The sequence below is a fragment of the Hyphomicrobium sp. D-2 genome (assembly GCF_029872155.1).
In the GTDB taxonomy this organism is placed as follows: domain Bacteria; phylum Pseudomonadota; class Alphaproteobacteria; order Rhizobiales; family Hyphomicrobiaceae; genus Hyphomicrobium_A.
In genome coordinates, this window is record NZ_JARXLA010000002.1 from 465,928 (window position 1) to 481,845 (window position 15,918).

Annotated in this window: 12 protein-coding genes; 9 read left to right on the top strand and 3 right to left on the bottom strand. The window is 63.0% G+C overall.

The genetic code is table 11. The features are described from left to right. Nucleotides 1–96 precede the first annotated feature (96 nt). From QEZ49_RS03990 to QEZ49_RS04015, 6 genes are all read left to right on the top strand, one after another. Nucleotides 97–1,050 carry a PfkB family carbohydrate kinase gene (locus QEZ49_RS03990; protein WP_280384432.1) on the top strand — a complete coding sequence of 318 codons (954 nt, stop codon included), beginning with the start codon at nucleotides 97–99 and terminating at the stop codon, nucleotides 1,048–1,050. A 144-nt stretch (nucleotides 1,051–1,194) separates the two neighbouring features. Beyond that, nucleotides 1,195–3,210, top strand: coding sequence for a transketolase (tkt, locus tag QEZ49_RS03995; protein WP_280384434.1), 2,016 nt, complete (start codon nucleotides 1,195–1,197; stop codon nucleotides 3,208–3,210). Nucleotides 3,211–3,219: 9 nt separating this feature from the next. Continuing rightward, on the top strand, nucleotides 3,220–4,428 hold the full coding sequence (locus QEZ49_RS04000; protein WP_280384437.1) for a phosphoglycerate kinase: 1,209 nt from the start codon (nucleotides 3,220–3,222) through the stop codon (nucleotides 4,426–4,428). A 111-nt stretch (nucleotides 4,429–4,539) separates the two neighbouring features. Beyond that, complete coding sequence (locus tag QEZ49_RS04005; protein WP_280384439.1) at nucleotides 4,540–5,346, top strand: cytochrome c biogenesis protein CcdA; 807 nt, start codon at nucleotides 4,540–4,542, stop codon at nucleotides 5,344–5,346. A 34-nt stretch (nucleotides 5,347–5,380) separates the two neighbouring features. Further along, on the top strand, nucleotides 5,381–6,223 hold the full coding sequence (thiD, locus tag QEZ49_RS04010; protein ID WP_280384441.1) for a bifunctional hydroxymethylpyrimidine kinase/phosphomethylpyrimidine kinase: 843 nt from the start codon (nucleotides 5,381–5,383) through the stop codon (nucleotides 6,221–6,223). Nucleotides 6,224–6,763: 540 nt separating this feature from the next. After that, nucleotides 6,764–8,203, top strand: coding sequence for an MFS transporter (locus QEZ49_RS04015; RefSeq protein ID WP_280384443.1), 1,440 nt, complete (start codon nucleotides 6,764–6,766; stop codon nucleotides 8,201–8,203). Between the two features lie 59 nt (nucleotides 8,204–8,262). Here the strand turns inward: QEZ49_RS04015 and QEZ49_RS04020 are convergent, their stop codons facing one another. The 3 genes from QEZ49_RS04020 to QEZ49_RS04030 all read right to left on the bottom strand — a co-directional run bounded on the left by QEZ49_RS04020 (nucleotide 8,263) and on the right by QEZ49_RS04030 (nucleotide 13,445). Continuing rightward, nucleotides 8,263–8,712 carry an Imm42 family immunity protein gene (locus QEZ49_RS04020; protein ID WP_280384445.1) on the bottom strand — a complete coding sequence of 150 codons (450 nt, stop codon included), beginning with the start codon at nucleotides 8,710–8,712 and terminating at the stop codon, nucleotides 8,263–8,265. A gap of 203 nt (nucleotides 8,713–8,915) precedes the next feature. Continuing rightward, the gene (dgcA, locus tag QEZ49_RS04025) at nucleotides 8,916–9,902 is read right to left on the bottom strand and encodes an N-acetyl-D-Glu racemase DgcA (RefSeq protein ID WP_280384446.1); all 987 of its coding nucleotides are present in this window, start codon (nucleotides 9,900–9,902) and stop codon (nucleotides 8,916–8,918) included. A 294-nt stretch (nucleotides 9,903–10,196) separates the two neighbouring features. Then, nucleotides 10,197–13,445: a hypothetical protein gene (locus tag QEZ49_RS04030; protein WP_280384448.1), complete on the bottom strand. Its 3,249-nt coding sequence runs from the start codon at nucleotides 13,443–13,445 to the stop codon at nucleotides 10,197–10,199. Between the two features lie 417 nt (nucleotides 13,446–13,862). On the opposite strand from QEZ49_RS04030, the gene QEZ49_RS04035 reads away from it, so the two are divergent. The 3 genes from QEZ49_RS04035 to QEZ49_RS04045 all read left to right on the top strand — a co-directional run bounded on the left by QEZ49_RS04035 (nucleotide 13,863) and on the right by QEZ49_RS04045 (nucleotide 15,839). Further along, a complete protein-coding gene (locus QEZ49_RS04035; RefSeq protein WP_280385067.1) occupies nucleotides 13,863–14,261 on the top strand; it encodes an Hpt domain-containing protein in 399 nt (132 codons plus the stop codon). Nucleotides 14,262–14,438: 177 nt separating this feature from the next. Further along, nucleotides 14,439–14,759 (top strand): 2Fe-2S iron-sulfur cluster-binding protein, encoded by a 321-nt coding sequence (locus QEZ49_RS04040; RefSeq protein ID WP_068462575.1) that lies wholly within the window; start codon nucleotides 14,439–14,441, stop codon nucleotides 14,757–14,759. Nucleotides 14,760–14,789: 30 nt separating this feature from the next. After that, nucleotides 14,790–15,839 (top strand): NAD(P)/FAD-dependent oxidoreductase, encoded by a 1,050-nt coding sequence (locus QEZ49_RS04045; protein ID WP_280384450.1) that lies wholly within the window; start codon nucleotides 14,790–14,792, stop codon nucleotides 15,837–15,839. The last annotated feature ends 79 nt before the right edge of the window (nucleotides 15,840–15,918 follow it).

The window sequence follows — 15,918 nt, forward strand, 5'->3', positions numbered from 1 at the left end:
TTTTTAAACGCTTTGGCAACAATGGTTGCACGCAATGTTAACGACGTTGTTGCGTCATCAATCGGCGATTGCGGGTGCAGCGAGGACAAGTAGCCGGTGAAAAAAATTATTTGCGTCGGCCACGCCGCGCTCGATTACGTCTACCGCATCGAATCCTTTCCACCGCAGCCGATGAAGGTGCGGTCGCTGGAGCACATCGAGAGCGGCGGTGGCATGGCCGCCAATGCGTCGGCTGCGATTGCGCGGCTGGGTGGCGATGTGGAACTGTGGAGCCGCGTCGGCGGTGACAGTGCAGGCGAACGCATCCTGAAATTTCTGGCGGGCGATGGTGTCGACATCGCCCACGTGCGGACCTTCCCGCATGCGCGCTCGTCGACATCGGCGGTGATCGTCGACCAGACGGGCGAGCGCATGATTGTCGGTGAGCGCGATCACGCTATGCCGCTCGATGCCGACTGGCTGCCGCTGCAACGCATCACGGCGGCGGAGGTGGGCGTGGTGATGAGCGACCTGCGCTGGCTTGAAGGAACGCTGGCGGCGTTCAAGCAGGCGCGCGCGCAGGGAGTGCCGACGCTGATCGATGCTGACCTCGGCAGCAGCGGCCTGATGGAAGAATTTCTGCCGCTGACCGATTACGCGATCTTTTCCGCACCCGCGCTCGATGCCTTCGCTGGCGCCGATGATGGCGCAGCGCACAATCGCAGCCAACTGGCCAAGGTGCTGGAGCACGGCGTCCGCTATGCGGGTGTGACGCGCGGCGCCGGTGGCTATGTATGGCTCACCGCCGATGGCCAAGCCGGGGAACAGGCGGCTTTTGCGCTGGACGCCGTCGATACAACCGGGGCGGGCGACGCATTTCATGGCGCCTTCGCATGGGCGTTAGCTTCCGGGGCGCCAGCCGCTGGGGCGGGGGCTTCCGGAGCCAACCTGACGGAATGCGCGCGCGTCGCCTCGGCCGTTGCGGCCCTCAAATGCAGGCGCCTTGGGGCCCGCGCGGGCCTGCCGACCCGGGCCGAACTTGATGAATTTCTGCACGCACGTGCGAATTGAAGGGATTGAGGTGCGACCGCCTTTCCCTTTCGCCCCCGGGGCATGGACGGGGGCGGCTGCATCGCTAAACGTGCCTGATCAAAGGCACCCCGGGCGTGCGAGCGTGCGTGGCGGGCACCCAGACATTGAAGCAGGGAAAGACCTATGAGCGAGGCGCGCGAAACGACCAGCGGTGCGGCTGCTGCCAGCCACAACGACATGGCCAATGCCATCCGGGCTTTGGCCATGGATGCGGTGCAGGCGGCAAAGTCGGGCCATCCGGGCATGCCGATGGGCATGGCGGACGTGGCGACGGTGCTGTTCCGCGATGCGCTTTCGTTTGATGCTGCCGATCCGAACTGGGCCAACCGCGACCGCTTCGTGCTGTCGGCCGGTCACGGTTCGATGCTGCTCTATTCGCTGCTTTATCTCACCGGCTATCCCGGCATCGAGATCGACGACCTGAAGAATTTCCGCCAGCTCGATTCCAAGACGGCGGGGCATCCCGAATACGGTCATGCGCCGGGCATCGAGACCACCACCGGCCCGCTCGGGCAGGGCATCGCGAACGCTGTCGGTATGGCGCTGGCGGAGCGGATGCAGAATGCGCGCCTCGGTAACGACCTTGTTGATCACTACACCTATGTGATCGCGGGCGACGGCTGCCTGATGGAAGGCATCAGCCACGAAGCTATTTCGCTGGCGGGGCATCTCGGGCTCGGCAAGCTGATCGTGCTGTTCGACGACAACAACATTTCCATCGATGGCCCGACGAGCCTGTCGGTGAGCGACGACCAGATCGCGCGCTTCAAGGCATCGGGCTGGAACACGCTGGCGATCGACGGACACGATCCGAAGGCGATCGCCGATGCGCTGGCGAAGGCGAAGGCTGACTCTTCCAAGCCGTGGCTGATCGCGTGCAAGACCACCATCGGTTATGGCGCGCCGACGAAGGCCGGCAAGTCATCGACACACGGCGAGCCGCTGGGCGATGAGGAAATCAAGGGCACGCGTGAGAAGCTCGGTTGGTCCGCGCCGCCATTCGTCATTCCTGACAATGTGCTGAAGGCATGGCGCGCTGTCGGCTCCAAGGGCGCGAAGGCGCATGCCGACTGGCAGAAGCGCCTCGACGCCGCCGGTGCTGAAGCCGCTGTCGCTTTGTCTGCGCCAGCGGGTGCCAGCCGCAAGGACGACGTTGCGAAGGCCATCGCCGCCGCCAAGCAGGCATTCGCCGCCGACGAGACCAAGCGCGCCACCCGCGTGTGGTCGCAGCAGGTGCTTGAGCATGTGACGCCCGCTCTGCCGGAACTGATTGGCGGCTCGGCCGACCTTTCGCCGTCAAACGGTACGCGTACGAAGCATCACACGCCGATTGCGCCGGGCGACTTCAGCGGCAATTACATCCATTACGGCGTGCGCGAGCACGGCATGGCCGCCGCGATGAACGGTCTGGCGCTGTCGGGCAACTTCATTCCGTACGGCGGCACGTTCCTCGTATTCACCGACTACTGCCGCCCGTCGATCCGCCTGTCGGCGCTGATGCGCCAGCGCGTGATCTACGTGATGACGCACGACTCGATCGGCCTGGGTGAAGATGGCCCGACCCATCAGCCGGTTGAGCATGTCGCTGCGCTGCGTTCCATTCCGCATCTGATGGTGATGCGTCCGGCCGATGCGCAGGAAACGGCGGAGTGCTGGGAGATCGCACTCAAGACTGCCGACCGCCCGTCGATCCTCGCGCTGTCGCGTCAGGCGGTTGAAAATCTGCGCCCGAATGCATCGCCGGAGAACCTGTCGGAGCGCGGCGCCTACGTGCTGCGTGAAGCCGAAGACGAGCGTGACGTGACGCTGATCGGCACCGGTTCGGAGCTTTCTCTGGCCGTTGCAGCCGCCGATGCGCTGGCCAAGGATGGCATCCGCGCTGCGGTTGTCTCAATGCCGTCGATGGAGCTGTTCCGCGAACAGGATGCCGACTATCGCGCCAAGGTGCTGGGCACCGCGCCGCGCGTTGCGGTGGAAGCGGGCGTCGCCGCGGGCTGGCACGAATGGATCGGCGAGAATGGCCGCTTCATCGGCATGTCGGACTTCGGTGCTTCGGCTCCGGCCGGACAGCTCTACAAGAAGTTTGGCATCACCGCTGAAGCAGTGGCCGATGCCGCGCGCGCAATTGTCAAAAAGTGAGCAGCTTCGATGCAGGTCACAAATCTCAAATCGATTGCGGACGTAGACGTTGCCGGTAAGCGCGTGTTGGTGCGCGCTGACCTGAACGTTCCGGTGGCGGACGGCAAAGTGAGCGACGCCACGCGGCTTGAGCGCATTCTGGACGGCCTGAAGGATCTCAGCCAGCGCGGTGCGCGCGTGGTGGTGATCTCGCATTTCGGCCGGCCGAAGGGTGCGCCCAATCCGGAGATGAGCCTTGCGCCCGTCGCGGCCAAGCTGGGCGAACTGCTGGGCAAGCCGGTGACGTTCGTCCCCGCCTGCATCGGCGATGAGGCCGAGAGTGCCGTGGCAGCGTTGCAGCCGGGCGCAATCGCGGTGCTGGAAAACCTGCGCTTCCATGCAGGCGAGGAAAAGAACGACGAGGCGTTCATCGCCGCGCTGGCGCGTTCGGGCGATCTCTATGTCAACGACGCGTTCTCGGCGGCACACCGTGCGCATGCTTCAACCGAAGGTCTGGCGCGCGTGCTGCCAGCCTATGCCGGGCCGCTGATGATCGAAGAGATCAACGCACTGCGGGCGGTGCTGGAAAATCCCCAGCGTCCGGTTGCAGCGCTTGTTGGTGGCGCGAAGGTTTCGAGCAAGATCCCGATCCTGAAACACCTGATTGGCAAGGTCGACAAGCTCATCATCGGTGGCGGCATGGCCAACACCTTCCTGATGTCGCACGGCGTCGATGTCGGTCGCTCGCTGGCCGAGCCGGATCTGCTGGAAACGGCGCGCGAGATCATGGCCGCCGCCAAGGCGCACAATTGCGCCGTGGTGCTGCCGGAAGATGTGGTGATCGCGCGCGAGTTCAAGTCGGGCGTTGCCAACGCTGTGGTGCCGATTCTTGCGGTGCCGAGCGATGCAATGATCCTCGACGTTGGTCCGCGCTCGATCGAACACAACTGCGCCGTGCTGAAGGAATGCCGGACGCTGCTGTGGAATGGTCCGATGGGTGCGTTCGAGATTTCGCCGTTCGGTGAAGGCACATTTGGGCTGGCCCGCGAGGCAGCGCGGCTGACGCGCGAAGGCAAGCTGGTGACGGTGGCCGGCGGCGGCGACACGGTGGCGGCGCTCAATGCTGCCGGCGCGACGCCGGACTTCACCTACGTTTCGACGGCGGGCGGCGCGTTCCTGGAATGGCTGGAAGGGCGCGAACTGCCGGGCGTGGCAGCGCTGGTGCGGGCGCAGGCCTGAGGGCCGACGCGGACTAAAGGCGCAACGGCGTCGGTGGCGGGTGCTCTCGGCCCCTCCCTTGGTAAGGGAGTGCTCTAGTGCCCGCCGGATAGCAGAGGGTGGCGCGTATCGATGTTTGCTGATCTGCAGATCTATATCGGCGTTGGACTTGCCGGGCTGGTGAGCTTCCTGTCGCCGTGCGTGCTGCCGCTGGTGCCGCCCTATCTCAGCTATCTGGGCGGCACGACGATTGACGAGTTCACGGCCGAAGGTGGCGTGCCGAAGGACGTGGGGCGGCGCGTGATCCTGGCCGCGATCCTGTTCGTGCTGGGCTTCACGACGGTGTTCGTGGCGCTGGGTGCGGGTGCTTCGCTGGCGGGACAGCTGATCCAGACTTACAAGCGCGAGCTGGAGATTGCTGCGGGCCTTGTCATCATCCTGTTCGGTCTGCATTTCCTCGGCGTCTTCCGCGTCAACCTGCTTTACGCCGAGAAGCGCTATCATCACACGCAGCACCATGGCGTCAGCTACATCGGCTCGTATGTCATTGGGCTGGCGTTTGCGTTCGGCTGGACACCTTGCATCGGGCCGATCCTGGCAACGGTGCTGGCGGTGGCGGCCAACGAAGGCAGCCTGACAACGGGCGTGAAGCTGCTGTTTGTCTATTCGCTGGGCTTAGGCATTCCGTTCGTACTGGCCGCGGTAGCGCTGCAGCCGTTCCTCAGCTTCATGACGCGTTTCCGCCGTCACCTCGACAAGGTGGAAAAGGCGATGGGCGCGTTCCTGGTGCTGACCGGCATCCTGTTCCTGACCGGATCGATCAACTGGTTTGGAAGCTGGATGCTGGAGCACTTCCCGGCGCTGGCGCAGATTGAAGCGTGGGTGACACCGGACGACCTGGGTTCGGAAATCATTCAGCGCGGCACGCGGCAGCCGTAGCGATGCCGTTGCTGTTGTCATGGTGGCCGGAACGATGACGGGCGAAACACCGATACCGATAGCGTTGACGATTGCGGGTTCCGACAGTTCCGGCGGCGCCGGCATTCAGGCAGATCTGAAGACGTTCACGGCGCTGGGCGTTTACGGCGCGAGCGTCATCACGGCGCTGACGGCGCAGAATACGCGCGGTGTCAGCGCGATCCACGCGGTGCCGGACAGCTTCATCACTGCGCAGATTGATGCCGTTGCGGATGACCTGCGGGTTGGCGCAACCAAGACTGGAATGTTGAACGACGGCGCTGTGGTGCGCGCGGTGGCCGATGGCGTGAAGCGGCATAAGCTGGGCGCGCTGGTGGTCGATCCGGTGATGGTGGCGACGAGCGGCGATGTGCTGCTGCGCGAGGACGCTGTTGAAGCGATGTGCGACCTGCTGCTGCCGCTGGCGACGGTGATCACGCCGAACCTCGCTGAAGCCGCGTATCTGCTCGGGCAGTCGTTGGCATGCGACGAAGCTCAAATGGAATCGCAGGGCCGCGCGCTGCTGGCGTTTGGCCCGAAAGCGGTGCTGATGAAGGGCGGGCACGGCGAGGGCGCGGACGCTGTGGACATTCTCATCACACACGATGGCGCAGTGTTACGACTGTCGCTGCCGCGCATCGACACGCGCAACACCCATGGCACCGGATGCACGCTTTCGGCGGCCATCGCAGCGCGACTGGCGATGGGCGATACGCTGGAAAAAGCGGTTCGCGCTGCCAAGAAATTCGTGCATGCAGGGCTTGTTTCTGCGGTTAATCAGCGGATTGGTGCGGGCTCCGGGCCAGTGGATCATCTGCATGCGCTGCCGAAGTCATGCCTCCAAAACGGCTGTGATTGAGCCGAGCTATGCACTGATAGAGCCTGTGGCATCCGTGCACCGATGGCTTTTGAATGACTCCAACCCCTCTTGCAGGCTGGCCGAGCTTCTGTAACAAATTGCCTCAACGCGATGCTGCGGCGTCGTTTTCAAGCTCCTGGGGGAGCGTCGGGTGCGCGATTAGGGGCGCCGCCCGACTTGGCTGAAGAACCGGTCCGGACCGTCCGGACCGGTTTCTTTTTTCAGCGATAGCCTGACTTTCATTGCGCTGAGTTGGTGATCGCAGCTCGCTGTAGTTGGCCGGTCGCGGCTGAGCCAGGCCTGTGAGTGTGTGCCAGGCAGGCGCTACTTGCCCCCTGCGCGTTACGTAGCTGCGCACGCCTCGCCCAGTTCGTCCAATCGGTCAGACGTCGTTGATTGAGCGGCCGCTGATGCGCGCTCGCCCGCCTTATAATAGGGGCTGGCGCCATTGAGCGGCGCAGCGCATAGCGATGATCTTAGGCCGCAGCAACAGCGCAAAGGCCAGCAGCGGACGGTGCGGGGAAGCATGGGGCAGGCGCGATGACAGCGTCCAGTGGCGATGATCGCGCGCGCTCCGTGTCGAAGCCGGATGCCGGTGCGGTCCGGATCGCAGCAGACAGGCCGGAATCCGTAGCGGCAGCGGCGGTTGCGTCGCAGACCGAGATGCAGCCACAGATGTCCGGCGCAATGGCGCTTTCGCTGCGTATCTCGGCGATGTTCGGTGCGCTGTTCCTCGCCTATGGCGTGGTCGTGCCCTATTTTCCGGTCTGGCTCGACGCGCGCGGGCTGGACCCCCTGCAGATTTCAACGGTCGTTTCGGCCCCGCTGTTCATCCGGCTGCTGGTGACGCCCGGTGTCGGGCTGCTGGCGGATCGGCTTGGCAACTACCGGTTGGTCATCACCGTGCTGGCATCGCTCGCGCTGTCGATGCTGCTTGTGCTGACGGTCGCATCCGGCTACGGGCCGATACTGATCATCGGCGTCGCCTTTCTGCTCGCCAACGGCACCATCATGCCGCTGGTGGAAACGGTGGCGGTGCGGGCTGTGCGCGCTGAAAAGCTGGACTACGGGCGCATGCGCCTGTGGGGCTCGGTGACGTTCATCGTCGCGAACTTTGGCGGTGGCATCGCCATTGAAGCGTGGGGCGGAGACGTTGCGCTGTGGCTGATGATCGTCGCCTCGACGGTAACGATTGCAGCGGCGCTGATGCTGCCCAGAACGCCGGCCAGCCCGGTGCAGCCTGTAGTGGCGAGATCAACTCCTTCGCCAACAGAACAGGCGCAAACGGAACAGGCGACCCATACAGCCTCAGCGGTATGCGCAACGGCAGGCGAGGGCCACGGCGCAACCGCGCGGGACTGGCGCCAAACCGCACCGGCACGGCTGCTTAAATCGCGCCTGTTTGTTCTGTTCCTGATCGCAATTGGCTGCATCCACGGCGCTCATGCAACTTTTTACACGTTCGGGGCGCTCTACTGGCAATCACAGGGTATGCCGGCGGCGTGGGTGGGCGCGCTGTGGGCGATAGCGGTTTCCGCGGAGGTGCTGCTGTTCGCCTATTCCGCGCCGTTTGTCCGTCGCATCGGTTCGGCGGGGCTGATCGTGACCGGCGCCGCTGCAGCCGTGGTGCGATGGACTGCGATGGCGTTCGATCCGCCGCTGGCCATTCTCGTGCCGCTGCAGGCATTACACGCGCTGACTTATGGCGCATCGCATCTGGGCGCGATCCTGTTCATTGCTCGCGCCGTGCCGCACAAGGGCATGGGCAGCGCGCAGGCATTTTATTCGACCATGGCTGCGGGCCTGATGGTGGGCACGGTGGGCCTAGTTTCCGGCGCGCTTTATACGCAGCTGGGCGGCCAGGTGTTTGTCATTCCGGCCGTCGTGGCCGCCTTTGGCTTGATCGCGGCGCTGTTACTGCTGCGCGGCTGGAATGGTCATCCGCTGTGGGATGATGGAGCGGATCGTGGCCGCGTTTGATTGAAACGCAGAAATTTCAATCGGCAGCGAGCGCCACACTATTCGAAAACTTCCTGATTTTATTGCTGTCTCATTTTGCTTTTATAAGTCGCATCCAATTCGACGCGCGTCTGGGCCAAAATCAAATCGACCTCATGCTTGGCTAAACATAGCTCTGTCACACCGTCGAATGGGTCCTTAGAAAAAATGAGGCGACCTGCCTCATCATTAGTGTCGCATAAAAAAATCTTCCATCCGTCAAATATATCTACGGACGGGCACATATTGTGACGAGCCCACTGTTCTTTATCCGGAAGCCCCTGCAGCGTTTCAGCAGAAAATGAGAATAACGCGGAGTCTAATTGCTGAAATAGGTCTTTTGTCGGCATAGACGCAAAACGCGTTGAAGCTCGACTGTTATGATAAATCGATATTCTATCTAGTTCGAACAACACGTCTCTAAGCGATGTGCCAAGCTCATAATTGCCGACGCGCAAACCACCACACCAATAACAGAATTTTCCGAACATCCATTCTCGGCCATCCCCTCATCAAGCTGAAATTCAATCGCGAATCTATCTTTTTCGCCCAGAACAGTCATTCTCACCCTTTGCAGTTTTATTGGGCTGCATGGATTTTCCGAGCCGCACTGAAGTGCGGCTTTGTTTTTCGTATTGCGTCGCATCGCCGTGATTGATGCGATCTTGTGGGATCGCGCGCGCGATCCCAGGGCCTAGCCCCACAGCTCCGGTGCGGGTGGGCTGATGACGCCATCGACGATGGTGAGCGGGGGCACGCGATCGCGCGCCAGCAGCAGCGGGCCGTCGAGATCGACCCAGTCGGCCAGCCCCGACAGCAGCAGTGCCGGCGCAGCCGCCAGCGAAGTCGCCACCATTGAGCCCACCATGATGCGGAAGCCTGCAGCCTTGGCGGCCTGTGCCATGGCCAGCGCTTCTGTAAGCCCGCCCGTTTTGTCGAGCTTGATGTTCACCGCGTCGTAGCGGCCGATGAGGCTGAACAGGTTGGCGCTGGTGTGGGCGCTTTCATCGGCGCAGATCGGAACGGGATGATCGATGCTGGCGAGAGCGTCGTCGGTGTCGGCGGGCAGGGGCTGTTCGATCAGTTCCATGCCCGCAGACGCAGCGGCAGCAAGAAACGGCGCCAGTTGCTCAACGCCCCAGGCTTCATTCGCGTCGGCAACGATGCGGGCGTCGGGGCGGGCGTTGCGTACCGCCCGCATGCGCGCGTCATCGCCGTCGCCACCGAGCTTCAGCTTAAGCAGCTTCAGGTGCGGAACGGCGGCGGCATCGGCGGCCATCTGTTCGGGTGAGCCAAGGCTGATGGTGTAGCAGGTGAGGCAAGGGGCGATGGCGCCGACGTCGGCAAGATCCCACGCGCGTTGTCCGGCGCGTTTGGCGGCGAGATCCCACAGCGCGCAATCGACGGCGTTGCGGGCAGCGCCCGGCGGCAAGGCGTTGGCGAGGCTTGTCCGGGTGAGCGGCCCCCGCAACGCTTTGATTGCGGCAACGGCATCGTCGACGGTTTCGCCATAACGCGCGTAGGGCACTGCCTCGCCGCGGCCGGTCACGCCATCGGCGGCAACCTCGGCGACAACCACATACGCTTCAGTTTTGGCGCCGCGCGCGATGACAAAGGGCCGGGCCAGCGGCCAGGCTTCCGCGCGGACATCGACGATCTGTGCCGGTAATTCCTTAGCCATCGAATTCGAAGCCCTCAGCCGCCGTTAAAACGCACCGGACGGACTGATAGCACGGGCACCGGGGCCGCCCGGTTAATCGAATTAGCAGGCTGTTGAATTCGAACGAAGGTCGCAAAAGGACCTCTAAAATTCGGTTTCCGATCGAACTGAGTGTGTCCAAACGCGTTCGACCGGATTTTGCTCGGCCACAGGCCGCGTCGGAGACCCCTCGAAACCAATTTCGACAGCCTGCCAGCCGTCTGCCTTTTTCGTGCTTCTTATCGGAAAACCGGTTCCCACTTTTCCGGAAGCACTCTAGCCGAGACGACCGGAGGCGTGGGCCAGGAACAGGTATACGCGGCCGGTTTCCGACACGAGCTGGCTGTGAGACATGCGCCCGCTGGGATCGCGCCCATCTGAATCGGCGATGATGCGCTCGAAGTCGGTCAGGTAGCGGCTGACAGTGTTGGCCAACTCGTGATCGTTGCGGCAGCGGTGCATGACGTCATCGAACAGCGCGCGGCCTTCGTTGGAGTAGATGCTGCGCACCATCACGCCGCGCTGACCGGCCCGGAGGCGCGACCAGATGGCGGTGGCGGTTGCCGGATCAAGCGCCCGCGCCATTGCCTCCAGATCGAGGCTGAACGGCGCCTGCATTGGATATCCATGGCCGCCGTGTCCGCCATGCGGTTCATCGTCAAGCGAGGCGCGGGCCAGCAGATCGCCGAGCGACCAGGCTTCACGCCCGTCGCCCGATGATGTCGCGCGCTGACGCTGCCGGTTGCCGAGTTCCTGCGCGATCGTTGACGACAGGGAGGTGATCGAGTGGGCGGAGCTGGCGGGCCGCTGCGGTTGCGGCTGGTGTTGACGGGATTGTGCCGGTCCACCGGCTGGCGGCTGTGCGGATGCCTGATGCGGACGCGTGTGTGTGGCGGGGCCAGCCGGATGGGACATCGGCTGTTGTGGCTGCGGCGCGCGGTTCTGGTGGCTCGGCTGATGCTGATGCGCGGCGCCGCTGGTATCGATATGGGCGCTGGGCGGCGGCGGTGTGATGTCCCGCTGCAACGTGGAGCGTGAGGCGAGCTGCGAAAGCTGATCCAGGGCCTTGATCTGATCCTGCAACGCCCGGCGCATACCCTCGGAGCTTTCGTGCGCGGTAACCGGCAAACGCTCCATCTCGCTGCGCAGGCGTGCCTGCTCGGCGGCGATTTCCGAGGCGGTGCGGGCAGCGTGCTGGCGCATTTCCTCGGACGTGGAAGCAAAGCGGTCGGTGAGCGAACCAAGCTCGCTGGTGACGGTGCTGGAAACCGTGTCGAGGCGATTGCGCAAATCTTCCAGGGTACGCTCGCTCTCCTGGTTGGCTGCTTCGCGCATCCGCTCCAGTTCGGCGCGGGCGCGCAAATCGGCTTCGGACAGCGAACCGACCATGGTCGAAGAGTAATCGCCGACGAAGTTCGAGAATTCGTCCGCTTTGCCCGCAAGTCGGTCGAGAGTGGTGTTCAGCTCTGCGTGGCGGTTCTGCAGCGTCTTGTCGATCTTGTAGTTGACCGTTTCGAGCGCGTTGGCCGCTTTCATGATCTGCTGGCCCTGGTTCTCGAACCGGCCAGTGACACCGCTGATCTGATTGAGCAGATTTTCGGAAATGTTCTTCAGCAGATCGGTCTGGCCAGCGAGACCTTCCATCGCCTTGAGCGACTGGCGCGTGATATTTTCCGATGCGCGGCGCACCGAGTTGATGCCATGCATGAGCGCTTCGTCGAGATCGGCGGCCTGCTTGCCGATGCTCTCGCGGAAGCTGACCGCGTGCTGATCGAGCGCGCTGGTGAGAGCCTGCGTCTTGTCAACGACGGCGCTGTCGATCGCCTGCGTGGAGCGCATGATCGACTCGTCGAATATGCGCAGCCGCTCGCCGAACGCTTCATCAAGCGAACGGGTGCGTTCAACAAGCTGGTAGTCGAGTGCCTGAGCGCGGTTGGCCAGTGCAGCATCGAGCGCGCGGGCGTATTCCTCGAACACCGTTTGCAGGTTTTCGGTGCGGTTGCCGAGTGAATGGTCGAGCAGCTGAAGCTGGCTGTCGAACGTGGTCTGGATACGGTGGCCGTGCGCGTCGAGCTGCTGCACCTGCGCATCCAGCGTCCGCTGGATGTTTTCCGAGCGCGTCTCGAGCGAGCCATCGAGGAACTCGATCTGGGTGACAAATGTCGAGTGGATCTGCTCTGCGCGTCCGCCAAGCGACTGGTCGAGCAGCTTGAGCTGGTTGTCGAACGTCGACTGAAGCTGTTCGGTGCGGTTGCCGAATGCGTCCGCGAGCGCGGTCGTATAGCTTTCCAGCGCGACCTGAAGCTGCTCGGTGCGGCCGCCTACGGCATGTTCGAGATTGCCGACACTGGTGGCCAGCGAAGACTCGAGCATTGTCAGGTTTTCGCCCGCGCCTTCGATGACGCTGGCAAGTTTGATTTGCTGTTCGGACAGCTTTTCGATCAGCGTGGGGATCTCGCTGCCAAGGCGCAGCAGGCTTTCACTGACGCGATCAGAGGTGTTGACCAGCGCGTGCCGTTCGCCCGAAAGCTCCGCAATGAGGCCGCGGATCTTGCGCTCGTTTTCTTCGTAGGAACGCTCAAGCACCGAGACTTCGTTGTGAACCATCGCTTCAAGTTCACCGGCGCGGCCGAGCGCGCGGGAGACGGCGTCGTTCATGAAGCCGACCTGACGGCGCACGGCCTGACCGATGGTGGCGGCGTTCTGCTCCGCCATACGGTCCGGTTCGGCAAGGCGGATAGCAACTTCCGCCATGGTCGATGAGCGCAGGCGCAGTTCTTCGGTACGCCAGGCGAGCAGGGCCATCAGCCAGAGCAGCGCGATCGGCACGAAGATGGCGGCCAGCGCCAGCAGCGTGGTCGGCTGGGTGGCAAGCTGCAGCCAAGTTACGTCCGGGCCTGCAGAGGCGATCGAAAGCAGCGTGAAGCCGACGCCGAGCACAGCCCAGACGACGCTGGCGATGCCGGCGTAGCGGAATGGCGCATTCGATGGTTTCTGCTGCAACGCAAAAATGAGGCCGCCAATGCTGGGGCCTTCATCGTTGGCAGCGATGTGATTGCGTGCCGGGCCGGCAGGCCGACGCCGCGCGGTGCGGCGACGCTGGTGGGGCGCGTTGACCGTATTGGTGCCGTCGTCAACGCCGTCATCTGCAAAGTCGCCATCGATGTCGGTGGCGTCCGATTGCGTTGCCTGATGTCCAAACATATTGCCGCCCAGTGGCGGCGGCCCGCCCGCTTCGCCGGTGTCGTAGTTCGCTTCCTGCTCGTCATGCTCACGCGCGGCTTCGAAAGCGGCGGCGACACGTTCCGATAACGTCGGCAGCGGGGGCGTAGGCGCTGGCGGGATGAAGCTTGCGGCTGGCAGAGCAGGGGGCGCCGACGCTGCACCCGAGGGCGCGGTATCGGCTGATGCGGCAGATGGAATCGGTGGGGGCATGTTTCCTGCGGCTGACGGAGCGCTGGACGAAGCCGATTCCGGGTGCGCCGCACCCTCTGGCTCGTCGAGCGTCGTTTCTTTTTGCGCCATCAGCCCGTCCATGCTTGACGCGCTCCTCATCCATAGTCTTCGGAAGCACGCGGTTGGACGGTAAGCTCTCAGACGGAAGCCGATTGCACATTGCGCCCGCCTAACAGGCAGACGAACAACATGGCTACCGGAAACGAGAACCCACCCATTCCCCAACGCTTGGCCGGAGTTTGGGGCGAAAGAAAGGTACTGAGCCCCAAGCCTTTGACGTCATAGCGTGCGAGTCGTGACGAGGTTAAAGCTCAACTTGGGGCAGCGCAATTTACGGCCATTTATAACCTGTGTGTGAGAATGCCGGTCAGGCCCCCTGGGCTGTGGGAAACCTCCGGTCGGGCTGGAACGTGGCGCGGGTGTGATGTTTTTGCCCGGCGAACCAGAGTTAAAATCCAGCTTCATGAGTACGTGCCAGTGACCGACATGCCTTCACCTCGCATCGGTATACCCGCTGAAACGCCGGCGGCGGCACTGAGCGCGGCTGATGCAGATCAACCGGTGGATCTCGGTCACCTGCGCCGCTTTACGCATGGGGATGCCGCGCTGGAGGCTGAAATCCTGGCGCTGTTCTCCGACCAGCTTCCGGTGACGATCCGGGCGCTCAAGGACGCCACGTCGATCAAGGACTGGAACATTGCGGCGCACACCCTGAAGGGCTCGGCGCGCGCTGTTGGCGCATGGTCGCTGGCCAACGCGGCAGAAGAGGCGGAGAATCTGACGCAGTTCAGCAACGTGCTGGAACGGGCCGTCTTCGTTTCCAAGATTGAACAGGTGTCCAAAGTAACCCGCAAATACATTGGATCGGTCTCCGGCGGGGCCTGACAGATGACCGATGGCGGGCCATTGGCCAGTATTCCCATACCTTATTGTAAAGGGCCGTGAGCTTGAACTTGGGCGCCGCGGCGACTATTGGTGCGGGGTCGGCTGTAACGTCGGCCATCTGATCGGAGCTGCCGCTTTTTGCCGGCACCCCTTATCTGGAAAGCCCTGCCCCGCGCGATGCCCAAGATCACCTTTATTCAGCCCGATGGTAGCCAGCAGGCGGTCGATAGCGACGTCGGCATAACGCTGATGGAAGCCGCCAAGATTCACGATGTTCCCGGCATTGATGCCGAGTGCGGCGGTGCGTGTGCCTGTGCCACCTGTCACGTCTACGTGGATGAGCCCTGGCAGGACAAAACCGGCACCCCAAATCCTATGGAAGAGGACATGCTCGACTTCGCATTCGATGTGCGGGATTCGAGCCGTCTCAGCTGCCAGATCAAATTGACCCCGGAGCTAGACGGTCTCGTCGTGCACGTTCCGGCGAAGCAGTTCTAAAATCAGCCTAACCTCGGAAAGGTCTACCCGATGAGTTCGGAAGCCAGCCCGGCCGCCGCCGCGCCTATCGAAACGGATGCCGTCATTATCGGCGCTGGCCCCGTGGGGCTGTTCGCCGTATTCGAGCTCGGCCTTGTAGATATCAAGGCGCACATCATCGACATTCTCGACAAGCCGGGCGGTCAGTGCGCCGAGCTTTATCCGGAAAAGCCGATCTATGACATTCCGGCCCTGCCGACAGTGACCGGTCAGGAGCTGACCGATCGCCTGCTGGAACAGATCAAGCCGTTCGGTGCCGAACTGCACCTGAACGAGCGCGTGGACGCTCTGAAGCGTTTGCCCGACGGCCGCTTCAGCCTCATCACCGATGCCGGCACGGAGTTCATCACCAAGGTGGTGGTGATTGCAGCGGGCGGCGGTTCGTTCACGCCCAAGCGGCCACCGCTGCCGGGGATCGAGAACTTCGAAGGCCATTCGGTATTCTACTCCGTGCGCCGCATCGAAGCGATGCGCGACAAGAACGTGCTGATCGTAGGCGGTGGCGATTCCGCGCTCGACTGGACGCTGGCGTTGCAGCCTGTAGCCAAGAGCGTGACGCTATTGCACCGCCGCGACGATTTCCGGGCCGCGCCGCATTCGGTTGAGAAGATGCGCCAGCTCGTTGAAACCGGTGATGTGCGGCTGATGATCGGTCAGGTCTCATCGATTGAAGGCGAGGGCAATCAGCTCAAGGCCGCAACGGTGAAGAGCAAGGAAGGCGAGGAGCGCATCGACGTTGATGCGATGCTGCCGTTCTTCGGTCTGACGATGAAGCTCGGCCCCGTCGCCGATTGGGGCCTGCACCTCACGGAAAATCTCATTCCTGTCGACACGGAAAAGTTCGAGACCAGCGAGCAGGGCATTTTCGCGGTCGGTGACATCAACACCTATCCGGGCAAGCTGAAGCTCATTCTGTCTGGCTTCCACGAGGTGGCGCTGATGGCGCAGCAGGCGCACAAGTACGTGCACCCGGAAAAGAAGCTGCTGTTCCAGTACACGACTTCGTCTTCCAATCTGCAGAAGAAGCTTGGCGTGAGCTGAGTAAGCAAAGCGCAATCGCTTTCGCCGCTATTCAAATCAAAACGGGCGCCCTGCAACAGCAGCGCGCCCGTTTTGTTAT